Source organism: Actinophytocola sp. (assembly GCF_035942955.1).
Lineage (GTDB): Bacteria > Actinomycetota > Actinomycetes > Mycobacteriales > Pseudonocardiaceae > DASYTH01.
In genome coordinates this window covers 16524-30939 of the sequence record NZ_DASZCQ010000178.1, presented here as the reverse complement: position 1 = coordinate 30939, position 14416 = coordinate 16524, and the positions used below count along the sequence as shown (strand labels likewise).

Genomic DNA, 14416 nt, shown 5'->3' with positions numbered 1-14416 from the left:
GCTCCGCCCGGCGTGCGGCACCGTCGTGTCGAACCACCCCGCGCCCGTGCGCCGGGCCGGTACGCTCCCGGCCAGCGAAGATCGTCTATCCCGTGACAGGAGAACCCGATGTCGGAGCATGGGGGGTCGCCCAGCGTGCGTTGGGCGGTCGGATGCGGCGCCGAGCATCGTCGGCGGTTGCTGTGGCGGCAGTTCCCGTCGGGCGAGGCCACCATGCTCTCCGGGGTGGCCTGCACCCGGCTGCCGGACGGGACGGTGGTCGCGGTGCTCTGCTGCGAACGGGACGGCTGGTGGGAAGTGGTGGACCTGGCCACCGGTCTGTCCAGGGGCCGGCACTTCGGCCGGCCGGTCCCCGACACCGCCCCCTGGTCGTGGCCGTCGTCCACGGTGGCGTGCACGCGGCTGCGTGACGGCGCCCCGGTGGCGGTGACCGCGGACGGCGACGGCGTCCTGCGGGTGTGGGATCTGCTGACCGGCCGGCTGCGGTCCGGGTCGCCGGCCGGCGGCGGTCGGGAGGTGTACCCGCTCGACGGCGGTCAGGAGGTGCACCACGCGCTGGCGTGCGCGCGGCTCGCCGACGGCGCCGCGGTCGCGGTGACCGGCAGCGCCGACGGCACGATCCGGTTCTGGGACGTGGAAACCGGCCAGCCGCACGACCGGACGGTGCGGTGTGAGAATCCCTTGCCGCGGGTGGCGTGCACCGGGTTGACCGACGGCACGCCCGTTGCGGTCATCGGCGACGGCGAGTCCCTGCGGGTGTGGGACCTGCCCGCCGGCCGCTTCCGCGGCGAGCCGGTCGTCACCGACTTCACGGTGTCCCACCTGGCGTGCCTGAGGTTGAGCGACGGGACGCCGCTGGCGATCGTCCGCGGTGGTCGACACGGCGAGGAGGAAACGGCCTGGCGGGACGGGACGGTGCAGGCGTGGGATCTGGCCTCCGGTCGTCGCTACGGCCGGCCGGCGACCGATCATGGCGACGAGTTCGGCGGTCTGGCCGCCACCCTGCTCGCCGACGGTACGCCGATCGCGGTCTCGCTCGGCCGGGACGGGGTGCAGGCCTGGAACCTGGCCACCGGTCAACCCCACGGCACGTCGTTGCCGCACATCGGCCCGCCGCCGCAGCTGGCGTGCACCGAGTTGCCGGACGGCACACCGGTGCTGGTCGTCGCGAGCGAGGACATGCAGGTGTGGAGCCTGCGCGTGGCGCCGTCGGCGCAGGGGCTCACCGGTCCGATCCGGATCGTGGGGTGCGTCGGGATGCCCGGCGGCGGCGAGGTGGTGGTCACCGTCGCCCAGGAGGATCGCCGGGGACCCACCGTCCAACTCTGGGACGCGGGCACCGGGCGGTTGCGCGATCGGCTGCTGCCCGGCCACGGCGACGACGCTGCTGCCTGCGCGCGGCTGCCGGACGGCGCCGCGGTGGTGGTGACTCCGGGCAAGGCGATCCCCGGTGACGTGAGCGTGCGGCTGTGGGATCTGGCGTCCGGCGATTCCAGCGACGTGGTGCTGGCGGGGCACACCGGTGAGCTGGACGTTCTCGACTGCGTCACCCTCGCCGACGGCGCCCCGATCCTGGTCACCGGCGGGCCGATCCGCGCGTGGGAGCTCGACACCGGACGGCCGTACGGGCCACCGCTGCCCGCCGACCCCGACTCGACGCGGGCGGTGGCCAGCCTGCCGCTCATCGACGGAACTCTGCTGGCGATCGTGCTCGACGACGAGTCCGGGCGGGCGTGGGACCTGCGCACCGGCCGCCCCCACGGCCCATGGTCGGTCCGGCCGCTCCGCGACGACTGGTACGGCGTCGCGGCCGGCGCCCTGCTGGCGGACGGCACGCCGGTGGCGGTCGCCGTCGACGGCAACGACTACTTCGGCACGCCCGGCACCCTGCGGGCCTGGGACCTGACCACGGGCCACCCGTACGGCCAGCCGCTGCCGCTGCGCACGTCCGTTCCCCATGCCGTGGCCTGCACCCGGCTGCCGGACGGAACCGTGCTCGCGGCGGTCGGCGGCGACGGGAAACTACAGGAGGACGGTCTCGTCGAGATCTGCGATCCGGCCGGAGGGCATACCCTGCCGGCGATCGACGTTCCCGAACCGGTGCTGGGCCTCGCCTTCACCGCCGAGCACCGCCTCGTCGTCCGGACACGTTTCGACGTCACGGTGTACGACGTGCCCGCTATTCGCCGGTGAAGGTGGGGGCCCGCCGTTCGAGGAAGGCCTGGACGGCTTCGGTGAGGTCCTTGCTCGGCAGGACGGTGGCGTTGCGGGCGGCGACGTAGCGGAGGCCGGCGGCGACGGTGGACTCGCGGTCGGAGTTGAGGACGTCCTTGACGCCCTGGACGGCGAGCGGGGAGTTGGAGGCGATCTCGGCGGCGAGATCGCGGGCGGCCGCGAGGGTGCTGTCCTGGTCCGGGTAGACGGTGTTGACCAGGCCGATCCGGGCGGCGTGGGTGGCGTCGACGTCCTTGCCGGTGAAGGCCAGCTCGCGAAGGTGACCCTCGCCGATGATGCCGGCGAGGCGCTGCAGGCTGCCGAGGTCGGCGACGATGGCCAGCTTGACCTCGCGGACGCTGAACTTGGCGTCGGCGCTGGCCAGCCGGATGTCGGCGGCGGCGATCACGGGTTTGCGGCAGGCGGCGACCGCGGTGACGGAGTCCTGGAGGATGTGGATCTCGGCGAGCAGCCGGGGGCCCTGCGCGGCCCCGTCGCCGAAGAGCTTGGGCGCCATGGCCGGGAGGTCGAGACCGTAGGAGAAGTGCGGGCCGCTACCGGTGAGGACGACGGCGCGCACGGCCGGGTCGGCATCCAGGGCGCCGAACACCAGTGGCAGCTCGCGCCAGAAGTCGGGGCCCATGGCGTTGCCCTTGCCGGGGCCGAGCAGCGTCACCTCGGCCACGTGATCGGAGCTGTCGACCTTGAGGGACACCAGGTTCTCCGGGATTGCGGTCATGGGCCCCATCCTCACCCAGGCGAGCGGGCGCGGCCAACCACGGATGGACGTGATCCACACTCGACGTAGGCGAGAGTTCGCCCATTCGTGTCGCTCGTCGTTTGGCAGGCTAGCGGCCGGCGATCGGTACCGTCTCAGGTGATGTTTCGGGTGCTAGGAGGCTTGGCATGGCACGGCAGGGCGGGGTGTCCACCCCGATCTTCGACCAGTTGCTGCGGGAGATGACCGAGGCACGGCCGCCCGCGCAGCCCCCACCGGCGCCAGGGCCGGGCGAGCCGGATCACGGCGCGCCCGGCGCCCCGCGGCGCCGGCACCGCGCCGACTGATCACAGGTCCGCGAACCGGCCCCAGGCCACGAACACCGCCAGCGCCAGGATCGCCATGTTGATGGCGATGTTGCGCGGCTCGCGCAGCCGGCCGTGCACGGTCGCGGCCAGCATCATGATCACTGCGAGGCCGGTGGCGGCCACCGGCGTGAGCACCCGCGCCACCCCGGTCGCCCAGGGCAGGATCACCCCGAGCACCCCGAACAGCTCGCTCACCCCGGCCACCCGCATCAGGGGCAGCGGCACGATCTTGGCGGCGGTCTGCCCGGTCGCCAGCATCCGGTCCCGGCTCTGCGTCGACTTCGCCGTCCCGGACGCCACGAAGATCACGGCGAGCAGGCCCTGACCGATCCACAACGCGATGTTCATGACTATCTCCTCGGCTGTTGAATAACGGCTCCGGAGACAGGACGAGGTCGCCCGGCCAAATGTGACTCAGGCAGGACGTTTGCTCTCCGGCAGTGTGGCCACGATGGCGTCGTACGAGCGGTCGAGCAGCTCACGCACCTCGTCGTCGGGCACCGCCGGTGTACCGCACGCTGTTCCGGACAAGGGCATCTCCTCACTGCCGCTTGTGGATGGATCGACGCTGCGCGCCTACGCCGGCACGGTGCTCCACTTCGGACTGATCGCTCTGCTCACCATCGGCGCGGCGCTGGTCATCCGGCACACCGGCGCGTCGATCACCGTGGTGCTCAGCGTGCTTCCCATCGTGGCCACGCTGGTCAGCGATCCCGAGTGGCAGAGGTGGATCATGCGGCTGGCGCCGATGACGGCGGGGCTGGCCATCCAGGCCACCCGGACCTCGAGGGTCTCCCGATCGCGCCGTGGGCGGGGCTCGGTGCGCTGGCCGCCTACGCCGGTGTTGCCGTACTGCTTGGCGCTGTGTCGTTCCACACCCCCGACGCCGATTAATTGTGTACAATTGAATTGTGTGCTACGTTCCTCGGGGTGAGGAGGTGACGGCGTGGCACGGACATCCCTGCGGCTGTCGGATCAGGTGTGCTTCGCGCTCTACGCCGCCTCCCGCGCGGTAACCGGCCTTTACCGGCCGATGCTCGACGAGCTCGGCCTGACCTACCCGCAGTACCTGGTGATGCTGGTGCTGTGGGAGCACCGCTCGACCACCGTCAAGGAACTCAGCGCGACGCTGCAGCTCGACTCCGGCACCCTGTCACCCCTGCTGAAACGCATGGAGGCCAGCGGTCTGGTGCGGCGGCAGCGCCGGCCCGACGACGAGCGCAGCGTGGAGATCACGTTGACGGACAAGGGAATGGCGCTGCGCGACGAGGCGCGCCCGGTGCCCGGCCGGCTGGTCCGCACCCTGGAAATATCCGGCGACGAGCTGGTCTCGCTCCGCGCGCTGCTGCGCCGGATCACGGCCGCCGCGCTGCCCGAGGGAATGGAGAACTGGGAAAGTGCAGGTGCTGTACACGGCGGAAGCGGTAGCGACCGGGGCCGGGCGAGCCGGCGAGGTGCGTAGCTCGGACGGCGTGATCGACGAGCAACTGGCCATTCCGAAGGAGCTCGGCGGCCCAGGCGGCGACGCCACCAACCCCGAGCAGCTGTTCGCCGCCGGCTACGCGGCCTGCTTCAACAGCGCGCTCGCGCTCGTCGCGCGCAGGGCGAAGGTCGACCTGGGCTCGTCGACGGTGACCGCCCGGGTCGGGATCGGACCGGACGGCGGCGGCTTCGGCCTGACCGTGAGCCTGCTCGTGGATCTTCCAGGGATCGACCGGACCGTCGCCGAGGACCTCGCCGCCCAGGCGCACCTGGTCTGCCCGTACTCCAACGCCACCCGCGGAAACATCGAGGTCGACCTGCGCGTCGCCTGACCGGCGATCACGGGTGCAGGCGCAGCCCCTTGCAGACCTTGTCGACCGCGTTGCGAGACCCGTAGACCGCCAGACCGGCGAGGCCAAGCCGGTCGGCGGGCAGGCCACGGACCGCCGCCTGGTTGTCGTCCTCGTTGTCGGTGGCGAACAACGCTTCCGGGTAGATCACGGTCGCCATGGCCCGGTCCAGCGCCCGCCGATGCGTGCGGCCGAGCGCCTCCGCGTCGCCGGTGCAGACCACCACCGGCTGGCGAAACATCTGCAGGTAACGGTTCCCGGACGCGTCCTCGAACGGCTTGCCGGTGACCTCCCCGACGCCCGCGGCGATCCCACTGGCCAGGAACGCCGTGACGTTCAACCTCCGCCAGATCTCCAGATCCTCGCGCACGGCAACGACGATCTTGGTGTCGAAACGCATGCGCCCATCATGAAAGATCAGCCCGCCCGCGGTCTTGAACGCAGGAGCGCGCCGAGCCGTTGACGCCCGGCCCGCGTCGGGACCAAGATGCGAATCGCGTGCCGCTGGGGCTAGCGCGTACGAGATGGGGGCTCGGGCATGTCGACCACCGGTGACGACCCTGCCGTGGACTCGGACGCGCCCACCCCGCCGTCGGGCTTCCCCCTGCCGGACCTGGCAACCCCACCCCGGCCCCGCCGGTCGCACCGCACGCTGTGGCTGTCGCTGCTGGCCGCGACCCTCGCCGTCGCCCTGCTCGCCGCCGGCTACTCGGTGGTCCGCTACCTCCTCGACTCCGGCTCCTACGAGGACGGCCACGCCGCCTACCAGCGCGCCGACTGCGCCGCCGCGATCGGCCACTACGACGACGTGATCACCGGCTGGCGACTCGTCACGATCGGCGACACCCTCACCCGCGCCGAGTCCGAGAAGGCCGAATGCCAGGCCTTCCAGGTGGCCGTCGACCGCCAGCACACCGGCAACCCCTCCGGCGCCCTCGCCGCCTACGCGGCCTTCCTGCCCGACCGCCCGCCAAGCCCGCTGACCGACGCCGCCCGCAACCGAATCGCCGAACTGTTCAAGCTGCCCGACCTTGCCCGCCTCGCCAGCGTCGACAGCTGCGACACCCTCCCGACACTGCGCGACCGGAAACTGCTCGACCCCGCCGTCGCCCCCACCTTCCACGCGGCCTGCGGCGCCGCCTACACCGCCGCCGTCGACAAACCCAAGGCGCTGGCAACCTATTCCCGCCTGTTCGCCGACTACGGCCAGGATCGCGTCGCCGCCGACACCGAGGCCACAATGCTGAAGGACACCATCTGGTGCCTCGAACTCGACAAGTTCCGCAACGATCCGATCCTCGCCGCCCGCACCGACCTACTCCCCGGCCTCCTCAACACCTGCTCCAGAGCACAAACCACCCCCACCCCAACCGCCATCGCCGAAGCCGAAGAATTCCTCAAGAAATTCCCCGGCCACCGATTCACCCCCGAAGTCATCGCCACCCTCGCCACTCTGGTAAACAAGCAAGCGCGAGCGGACAGCGCGGCCAAGGACCTCGGCGTCCCTGAGCCGCTACGCACCGTCGGCGGCAACAAAGCCATACTCGTGGTGCACAACGACTCCACCGAGCTGATGCGGATCGCCCTCAGCGGCCCGGACCCCCGCGTGGAGACAATCGACGGCTGCCCCAACTGCCCCGACGTCACCGGCGAGGGAAACCAGTTCTGCCGCGACCAGGCCACCCTCAAACGGATCGAACTCGAACCCGGCGAGTACGACATGGCCGTCGACTCCCCCGAAGCCAGCCGCACGGCCGCCGCCTACGCCCACTGGGTCCTACAACCCGGCAAGGAATACTTCGCCTGCTACACCCTCCGCCAGCCGAACCCCTGACACCCCAACAAAAGATCGTCGTTTCGGCGCCAACCACCACCCCGCCAACCGCCGGCGCGCCACGCCACGCAACCACCGCGCCCACCCCACCAAGCGCAGCCGCGCACAGCAACCCAACCACCTTCCAAAGCCCGGCGCCCCACCCCGCCAACCGCCAGCCGCACAACCCACAGCACGACGCCGTCACCGCAAGCGCCCCTCTCCCCCGGCCCCCCACCGGCCAACCCGCCCCCCGACAGGTCACTTGATCCCGGCCGCGTCCATCCCCCGCAACTCCCTCTTCAGATCCGCGATCTCATCCCTCAGCCGAGCCGCCAGCTCGAACTGGAGATCCCGGGCGGCGTTCATCATCTGGTCGGTGAGCTGCTGGACGAGGTCGGCGAGCTCGGCGCGGGGCATGGAGCTCACCTTCTCCTTGACGTAGACGCCGGAGGAGCGGCCGCCCGGCTCGCCGGTGGCGCGCCGGCCGCGGGAGGCGTTGCGGCCGGAGCCGCCGATCGGGACGACCTCGTCGGAGTCGGACGCCTCGGAGTAGACGCGGTCGAGGATGTCGGCGATCTTCTTGCGCAGCGGCTGAGGGTCGATGCCGTGCTCGGTGTTGTACGCGATCTGCTTGGCGCGCCTGCGGTTCGTCTCGTCGATGGCGTGTCGCATCGAGTCGGTGATCGTGTCGGCGTACATGTGCACCTGGCCGGACACGTTGCGCGCCGCGCGGCCGATGGTCTGCACCAGGGAGGTGCCGCTGCGCAGGAAGCCCTCCTTGTCCGCGTCGAGGATGGCCACCAGGGACACCTCGGGCAGGTCGAGGCCCTCGCGCAGCAGGTTGATGCCGACGAGCACGTCGAACTCGCCGAGCCGCAGTTGGCGGAGCAGCTCCACCCGGCGCAGGGTGTCGACCTCGGAGTGCAGGTAGCGCACCCGGACGCCCAGCTCCAACAGGTAGTCGGTGAGGTCCTCGGCCATCTTCTTGGTCAGCGTGGTGACCAGCACCCGCTCGTCGCGCTCGGCCCGGACCCGGATCTCGTGCACCAGGTCGTCGATCTGGCCCTCGGTGGGCTTGACGATCACCTCGGGGTCGACCAGCCCGGTCGGGCGGATCACCTGCTCGACGAACTCCCCGCCGGTCTGGCCCATCTCGTACGGGCCTGGGGTGGCCGACAGGTACACCGTCTGGCCGATCCGGTCCTGGAACTCCTCCCAGGTCAGCGGCCGGTTGTCCAGCGCGCTCGGCAGCCGGAACCCGTGCTCGACGAGGACCCGCTTGCGCGACGCGTCGCCCTCGTACATGCCGCCGATCTGCGGCACGGTCACGTGTGACTCGTCGATGACGAGCAGGAAATCCTCGGGGAAGTAGTCGAGCAGCGTGGCCGGGGCGGAGCCGGCCGGCCGGTCGTCGAGGTGCCGCGAGTAGTTCTCGATGCCCGAGCAGAACCCGACCTGGCGCATCATCTCGATGTCGTACCGGGTGCGCATGCCCAGCCGCTGCGCCTCCAGCAGCTTGCCCTGCTTCTCAAGCGTCGCAAGGCGCTCCTCGAGCTCGGCCTCGATGCCGCGGATGGCCTTCTCCATCCGCTCCGGTCCGGTGACGTAGTGCGTGGCCGGGGAGATCCGCACCGCCTGCACCTCGCGGATGATCTCGCCGGTGAGCGGATGCAGGTAGTACAGCGCCTCCACCTCGTCGCCGAAGAGCTCGATCCGGACGGCAAGCTCCTCGTAGGCCGGGATGACCTCGACGGTGTCGCCCCGGACCCGGAAAGTCCCCCGGGAGAAGGCGAGGTCGTTGCGGGTGTACTGGGTGTCGACCAGGGCGCGGAGCAGCACGTCGCGGTCGACGGTCTCGCCGACGGCGAGCCCGATCGTACGGTCCAGGTATTCCTGCGGGCTGCCGAGGCCGAAGATGCACGACACGGAGGCCACCACGACCACGTCCCGCCGGGACAGCAGGCTCCACGTGGCCGAGTGGCGCAGCCGCTCGACGTCGTCGTTGACCGAGGAGTCCTTCTCGATGTAGGTGTCGGTCTGCGGGACGTACGCCTCGGGCTGGTAGTAGTCGTAGTAGCTGACGAAATACTCGACGGCGTTGTCCGGGAAGAACTCGCGCAGCTCGTTGGCGAGCTGGGCGGCCAGCGTCTTGTTCGGCGCCATGACCAGGGTCGGCCGCTGCAACCGCTCGATCAGCCAAGCGGTGGTGGCCGACTTGCCGGTGCCGGTGGCGCCGAGCAGCACGACGTCGCGTTCGCCGCGCCGCAGCCGTCGCTCCAGCTCGTCGATGGCCGCCGGCTGGTCACCGGCCGGCTGGAACTCGCTGGCCATGCGGAACCGGCCCTCCGACCGGGGGATGTCCCCGATGGGCCGCATACTGGAACGTGCAGTCACAATCGCCACGAAAATGAGGCTACGCGTGGCGACCGACAGTTTCAGGCCGCGGGCAGCAGCCGCCCCGAGCGGATCCGCTCGACGCCCGCCTCGCCGGCCAGGTCGGGCGGGCTCCGGCGAGTCTCGGAGTGGTGACCAGCCGGACCGTGCGGCCGACGCCTGGCTCCGGCCGATCTCGGGGGTGGTGACGTGATCGCCGAGCTGGTAGGGCCCGCGTAGCGCCGTGACGAAACGGTGGCTGCGCCGCGCGCTGCGCGCGGCGCAGCCACCGTTCACCCACAGCGATCTTCCACGGCGACGCGGCCAGGACCGGACTCGGGCGTCGGACAGTGTCAGGCGTCGGGTATGAGCCGGCCGGAGCGGATCCGCTCGACGCCCGCCTCGCCGGCCAGCTCCACGCGGGCGGCCGGGTGGTGCAGGTAGAACAGCAGGGCGTGGTAGACGATCACCGGGTCGGTGGCCAGGCGGACGGTGCGGATTGTGCGGCCGAGGCCACGGAGGAGCCAGCGCCACAGGCCTTTTGCCGGGCGTTCGGACTCGAGGGTGATCAGGTTCTGCCGGATCGGCCAGAGGACGTGGCCGAAGTTCTGCGACCAGGCGGTGATGTCGTTGACCTCGGGCCAGGGGATCACCTGGACGGTTCCCCGGGCGAGCACGATCGCGGTGGGGGTCAGGGTGATCGATCGGGAGCGGCGGCGGAAGGGGAACCGGACGCCTTCCCCGCCGTGCTCGACCAGGATCGGGCGGGGCAGCGGGAAGACCAGCACGATGCCGAGCAGCAGGACGGCGACCGCGCCCAGGACGACGCCGGCGAGGAGGTCGTCAAGCCCGAAGGTGACCGCGAGGATCCCGGCCACCATGGCTGCGGTCACGCACGGCGTGAACCACAGCGGCCGTTCCCGGCGGCTCCATTCCGGCGGGCGCGGCAACGCCGGCGCGGACACCGTCTGCTCGGTCACCGGGCGAGGGTAACGAACGGTGTGCCAACCTCGCGGGGTGAGCACGGTTCCACATCCGCCCAAGGTCGAGGTGTTCGACCTCGAGGCCATGACCAACACGGACCCGAAGGGCTTCGTGCGCCCGGTCGACGAGTACCGGTTGGAGGAGTTCGGCCTGTTCATGGCGCGTCCGGTGGTCGGGCATCCGGAGCTGGCCTACTTCCAGTCCTGGCTGCTCCCCCGGCTCGGGCTGCGGGTGAACAAGTGGGGCCTGCATCCGGGAGCCCCTGTGCGGCACGACTTCTACCTCGACGTGGTCGACATCGAGACCGGGCCGGTGTGGCGGACCCGGGACCTCTATCTGGACATCACGGTGCGCACCGGGAAAGATCAACAACTGCTGGACACCGACGAGACGCTGGCCGCGCTCGGCGCCGGGCTGATCGACCGGGCGGCGGCCGAGCGGGCGTTCGACCGGGCTTTCCACGCCGTTGACGGAATCGCCGCCGCCGACCGCGACGTCGACGCCTGGCTTGTGGGGCAAGGGATTCCTGTTACCTGGCGCGGTCCATAGTGGTCAAGATCCGGTTCGGCGTCGTGCCCGGATCGATATCCCTCCGCGCACGACACGTGACATAACGAATCGAGCCCGCTGGTAACCGCACGCATGCCTACGACTACCCTCTGGACGTGTGGGAACGGCGATCACCCCGCAGTTGGTTGATGTAGTCGACACGGTTACCGCTGTCCGTAGTTACTCGTCGGGCACCGCCCGGCAGCTTCGGACCTGCCAGGAGGAGCGCTGGGGGCTGCGCACGGAGTGCCCGACGCCGGAGGACCCGTTCAACGACTCGGAGGTCACCTGGCTGCTGCCGGAGATGAACCTGCGGCTCACGCATCGCCGCCCACGCTCCCGGCACGCCAGGGGCGGTCCCAGCGAGCTCACCGCCGTCCGGATATTCCGCGACGGCCGCTACTGGCGCACCACCGACCTGTTGCTCGGCCTGGCCGCGCCCGGCGGCTCGGCCGCGCGGATCGTGCGTTCCGAGGAGTTCGCCGCGGCCGTCGCCGGCCGCGTGCTCCTGGTCAACGACGCCGACCTGGCGCTGCGCACCGTGCACAAGACCCTCGAGGAGCTCAGCCGGCTGCGGCACGACCTGAGCGCCTGGCTCGCCCACAAGCGGATCTTCGAGGTGTGGCCACCCTTTTGAGGTCAACCCATCAGCCGATCGGTTGATCCGGATCGTGACTGGCTAGCCGATTCGCCCGGCCGCGCCCGCCGGCACGCTCATCAGCATGAGCATCATCGAGGTACGCGAGCTGATCAAGCGTTACGACGGCCGGGCCGCCGTCGACGGCGTGTCGTTCAGCGTTGAGCAGGGGGAGATCTTCGGCATCCTCGGCCAGAACGGCGCCGGGAAGACCACGACGGTCGAATGCGTCGAGGGCCTGCGCGAGCCGGACGGCGGCTCGGTGCGCGTCCTCGGCCGCGACCCGCACGACCCCGAGCTACGCCAGGCGTTGGGCGTGCAGCTGCAGGAGAGCGAGCTGCCGGAGAAGATCACGGTGCAGGAGGCGATGGAGCTCTACTCCTCGTTCTACCGGGCACCGGCCGACTGGCGGGAGCTGCTGGACACCCTGGGGCTGGCCGAGAAACGAGACACCCAGTACCGCCGCCTGTCCGGCGGGCAGAAGCAACGGCTGTCCATCGCGCTCGCGCTGGTGGGCGACCCCGAAGTGGCCGTGCTCGACGAACTCACCACCGGCCTGGACCCGCAGGCCCGCCGGGACGTGTGGGATCTGATCGAGGGGATCAGGAGCTCCGGCGTCACGATTCTCCTGGTTACGCACTTCATGGAGGAGGCGGAGCGGCTCTGCGACCGGCTTGCCCTGATCGACGCCGGTCGGGTGGTGGCGATCGACAGCCCGGCCGGGCTGGTGTCCAGAGTGGACGATGAGCGGCGGATCCGGTTCCGGCCGTCCGCGCCGCTTGACGACGCGTTGCTCACCGCGCTGCCCGAGGTGACCAGCGTGACCCGATCCGGCAGGCAGGTCGTGGTCGCGGGCACCGGCAACGTGCTGCACGCGGTGACGTCGGTGCTGGCCCGCAACCAGATCGTCGCCGCCGAACTGCGCGTGGAGCAGACCACCCTCGACGACGCGTTCGTCGCCCTCACCGGCAAGGAGTTCCAGTGACCGCCCTGACCAAGCTCACGTTGACCGAGACGAAGCTGTTCTTCCGCGAGCCGGTCGGCGTGTTCTTCGTGCTGATCTTCCCGGCCCTGCTGCTGGTGATCCTGGGCTCGATACCGTCGTTCCGCCAGCCGAATCCCGACCTGGGCGGCGCCCGGGTGATCAACCTCTACGCGCCCATCGTGATCGCGATGTCGATCGCCATGCTGGCGCTGAGCGGGCTCCCTCAACTGCTGGCCACCTACCGGGAGAAGGGCATCCTGCGCCGGATGGCCGTCACCCCGGTGCGGCCGATCATGGTGCTTACCGCACAGCTGGTGATGTGCGCGGTGATGTCGGTGGCGACGACCGCGGTCGTGCTGGCCATCGGCCGGATCGCGTTCGACGTCGAGCTGCCGAGGCAGATCGCCGCCTACGCCGTGGCCTACCTGCTGAGCGTGGTCGCCTCGCTGGCGATCGGATTGCTGATCGCCGCGCTGGCACCGAGCGGAAAGGGCGCGGGCGCGATCGGATCGGTGCTGTTCTTCCCGGTGCTGCTGGGCGCCGGGCTGTGGCTGCCGAGGGACCTCATGCCGGTGTGGGGGCGGCGGATCAGCGACTTCACGCCGCTCGGCGCCGGCGTGCAATCATTGCAGGACGCGGCCGGTGGGGCGTGGCCACAGTTGCTGCACGTCGCGGTCATGCTGTCCTGGACCATCGGGGCGGGCGCGCTCGCCGTTCGGTTCTTCCGTTGGGAGTAGGGGTGTCCGTGGCCGAGATCGGCGAGGAGCCATGGGAGCGGCGAGAGCGGACGCTGCTGCGGTTCGCTCCGCTCGGGCTGCTCGCCATCGCCACCGGGATCACCTTGCTCCGACCCGGATTCTCGCTGTCCCTGCCCGCGACGCTGGTGCTGACCGGCGTCGCGGCGGGGTGGGTGGTTGCGTTGGGCACCCTGAACCCGGTCTGGGACAAGCACAAGCTGCTCGGCGCGGTTTACTACGCCGGATTGCTGGCGCTCGCGGCGGCGCTCACCTTGCTCGCGCCGTGGTACGGCATCTTCGCCTTCTCCGGCTACCTGCGGGCGTTCGAGTGTCTCAACGGGATCTGGCGGTTCGTCGGAACCGCGGTCAACGCGCTGGTGATCGCGCTGTCCCAGGTGGGCGGTCTGGTCGGGCTCGCATACGCCGGGTGGGCCGCGTACGGCGTGGTCGCCGCCATGAACATCACGCTGGCCGGGGCGTTCGGCTACTTCGGCTGGCGCAGCATCGAACGGGACCGCGCCCGCAAGCAGACGCTGGCGGAGCTCGCCACTGCGCTGGAGGAGAACGCCGGGCTGCACGCTCAGCTGCTTGCCCAAGCGCGGGAGGCCGGCGTGCTGGACGAGCGGCAGCGTATGGCCCGGGAGATCCACGACACGCTCGCGCAGGGCCTGACCGGGATCGTCACCCAGCTCGAGGCCGCCGCGCAGAACCCGGACCGGTGGCAGCGGCATGTGGACACCGCCGAGCAACTGGCCCGGGAGAGCCTGTCCGAGGCACGGCGCTCGGTGCACGCGGTGCGCCCGGAGGCCCTGGAGAACGCCCGGCTGCCGGATGCGCTGGCGGACGTGGTGCGCCGGTGGTCGGAGATCAACGGAGTGCCGGCCGAGGTCACCACGACCGGCCCGGCCCGGCCGCTGCACCCCGACGTGGAGGTCACCCTGCTGCGCACCGCCCAGGAGGCGCTGGCCAATGTGGGCAAGCACGCCAACGCGTCCCGGGTCGGGATCACACTGTCCTATATGGAGGACGTGGTGACCCTGGACGTCCGGGACGACGGTGTGGGGTTCAAGCACGCCAACGGGTCCGGCTTCGGCCTGACCTCGATGCGGCAACGGGTGGAGGGCATCGCCGGGCGGTTCGAGATCGAGTCCGAGCCGGGCATCGGCACCGCGATCTCCGCCGCGATCCCGACGGAGGCCTGAC

Annotated in this window: 16 protein-coding genes; 10 read left to right on the top strand and 6 right to left on the bottom strand. The window is 70.8% G+C overall.

Annotated elements, in window-relative coordinates; all coding sequences use genetic code 11:
* Nucleotides 1-108 precede the first annotated feature (108 nt).
* Nucleotides 109-2193 (top strand): hypothetical protein, encoded by a 2085-nt coding sequence (locus VGX25_RS17820; RefSeq protein WP_326918931.1) that lies wholly within the window; start codon nucleotides 109-111, stop codon nucleotides 2191-2193.
* Here the strand turns inward: VGX25_RS17820 and VGX25_RS17815 are convergent.
* On the bottom strand, nucleotides 2180-2962 hold the full coding sequence (locus tag VGX25_RS17815; protein ID WP_414635856.1) for a crotonase/enoyl-CoA hydratase family protein: 783 nt from the start codon (nucleotides 2960-2962) through the stop codon (nucleotides 2180-2182). The genes VGX25_RS17820 and VGX25_RS17815 overlap by 14 nt on opposite strands.
* 158 nt (nucleotides 2963-3120) lie before the next feature.
* Between VGX25_RS17815 and VGX25_RS17810 the strand changes: the two genes are divergently transcribed.
* A complete protein-coding gene (locus VGX25_RS17810; protein ID WP_326918929.1) occupies nucleotides 3121-3279 on the top strand; it encodes a hypothetical protein in 159 nt (52 codons plus the stop codon).
* Here the strand turns inward: VGX25_RS17810 and VGX25_RS17805 are convergent, their stop codons facing one another.
* Both VGX25_RS17805 and VGX25_RS17800 read right to left on the bottom strand, forming a co-directional pair.
* Nucleotides 3280-3648 (bottom strand): DoxX family protein, encoded by a 369-nt coding sequence (locus tag VGX25_RS17805; RefSeq protein WP_326918928.1) that lies wholly within the window; start codon nucleotides 3646-3648, stop codon nucleotides 3280-3282.
* A 228-nt stretch (nucleotides 3649-3876) separates the two neighbouring features.
* Entirely contained in the window at nucleotides 3877-4176 is a 300-nt protein-coding gene (locus tag VGX25_RS17800) for a hypothetical protein (RefSeq protein WP_326918927.1), read from the bottom strand.
* A gap of 70 nt (nucleotides 4177-4246) precedes the next feature.
* On the opposite strand from VGX25_RS17800, the gene VGX25_RS17795 reads away from it, so the two are divergent.
* Both VGX25_RS17795 and VGX25_RS17790 read left to right on the top strand, forming a co-directional pair.
* The gene (locus tag VGX25_RS17795) at nucleotides 4247-4762 is read left to right on the top strand and encodes a MarR family transcriptional regulator (protein ID WP_326918926.1); all 516 of its coding nucleotides are present in this window, start codon (nucleotides 4247-4249) and stop codon (nucleotides 4760-4762) included.
* Nucleotides 4698-5114, top strand: a complete 417-nt coding sequence (locus VGX25_RS17790; protein ID WP_326918925.1) for an organic hydroperoxide resistance protein — start codon at nucleotides 4698-4700, stop codon at nucleotides 5112-5114. Before VGX25_RS17795 ends, VGX25_RS17790 begins: the two co-directional genes overlap by 65 nt.
* Nucleotides 5115-5121: 7 nt before the next feature.
* On the opposite strand, the gene VGX25_RS17785 is transcribed toward VGX25_RS17790, so the two are convergent.
* The gene (locus VGX25_RS17785; protein ID WP_326918924.1) at nucleotides 5122-5532 is read right to left on the bottom strand and encodes a DUF2000 domain-containing protein; all 411 of its coding nucleotides are present in this window, start codon (nucleotides 5530-5532) and stop codon (nucleotides 5122-5124) included.
* A 138-nt stretch (nucleotides 5533-5670) separates the two neighbouring features.
* Between VGX25_RS17785 and VGX25_RS17780 the strand changes: the two genes are divergently transcribed.
* Entirely contained in the window at nucleotides 5671-6966 is a 1296-nt protein-coding gene (locus VGX25_RS17780) for a hypothetical protein (RefSeq protein ID WP_326918923.1), read from the top strand.
* Nucleotides 6967-7206: 240 nt separating this feature from the next.
* On the opposite strand, the gene uvrB is transcribed toward VGX25_RS17780, so the two are convergent.
* The gene (gene uvrB / locus VGX25_RS17775) at nucleotides 7207-9324 is read right to left on the bottom strand and encodes an excinuclease ABC subunit UvrB (protein ID WP_326918933.1); all 2118 of its coding nucleotides are present in this window, start codon (nucleotides 9322-9324) and stop codon (nucleotides 7207-7209) included.
* A 350-nt stretch (nucleotides 9325-9674) separates the two neighbouring features.
* A complete protein-coding gene (locus VGX25_RS17770) occupies nucleotides 9675-10301 on the bottom strand; it encodes a hypothetical protein (protein WP_326918922.1) in 627 nt (208 codons plus the stop codon).
* A 37-nt stretch (nucleotides 10302-10338) separates the two neighbouring features.
* On the opposite strand from VGX25_RS17770, the gene VGX25_RS17765 reads away from it, so the two are divergent.
* From VGX25_RS17765 to VGX25_RS17745, 5 genes are all read left to right on the top strand, one after another.
* A complete protein-coding gene (locus VGX25_RS17765; RefSeq protein ID WP_326918921.1) occupies nucleotides 10339-10854 on the top strand; it encodes a DUF402 domain-containing protein in 516 nt (171 codons plus the stop codon).
* Nucleotides 10855-10972: 118 nt separating this feature from the next.
* Entirely contained in the window at nucleotides 10973-11491 is a 519-nt protein-coding gene (locus VGX25_RS17760) for a hypothetical protein (RefSeq protein WP_326918920.1), read from the top strand.
* A gap of 85 nt (nucleotides 11492-11576) precedes the next feature.
* Complete coding sequence (locus VGX25_RS17755; RefSeq protein ID WP_326918919.1) at nucleotides 11577-12476, top strand: ABC transporter ATP-binding protein; 900 nt, start codon at nucleotides 11577-11579, stop codon at nucleotides 12474-12476.
* Nucleotides 12473-13213, top strand: coding sequence for an ABC transporter permease (locus VGX25_RS17750; protein ID WP_326918918.1), 741 nt, complete (start codon nucleotides 12473-12475; stop codon nucleotides 13211-13213). Before VGX25_RS17755 ends, VGX25_RS17750 begins: the two co-directional genes overlap by 4 nt.
* Before the next feature lie 2 nt (nucleotides 13214-13215).
* On the top strand, nucleotides 13216-14415 hold the full coding sequence (locus VGX25_RS17745; protein ID WP_326918917.1) for a sensor histidine kinase: 1200 nt from the start codon (nucleotides 13216-13218) through the stop codon (nucleotides 14413-14415).
* The last annotated feature ends 1 nt before the right edge of the window (nucleotide 14416 follow it).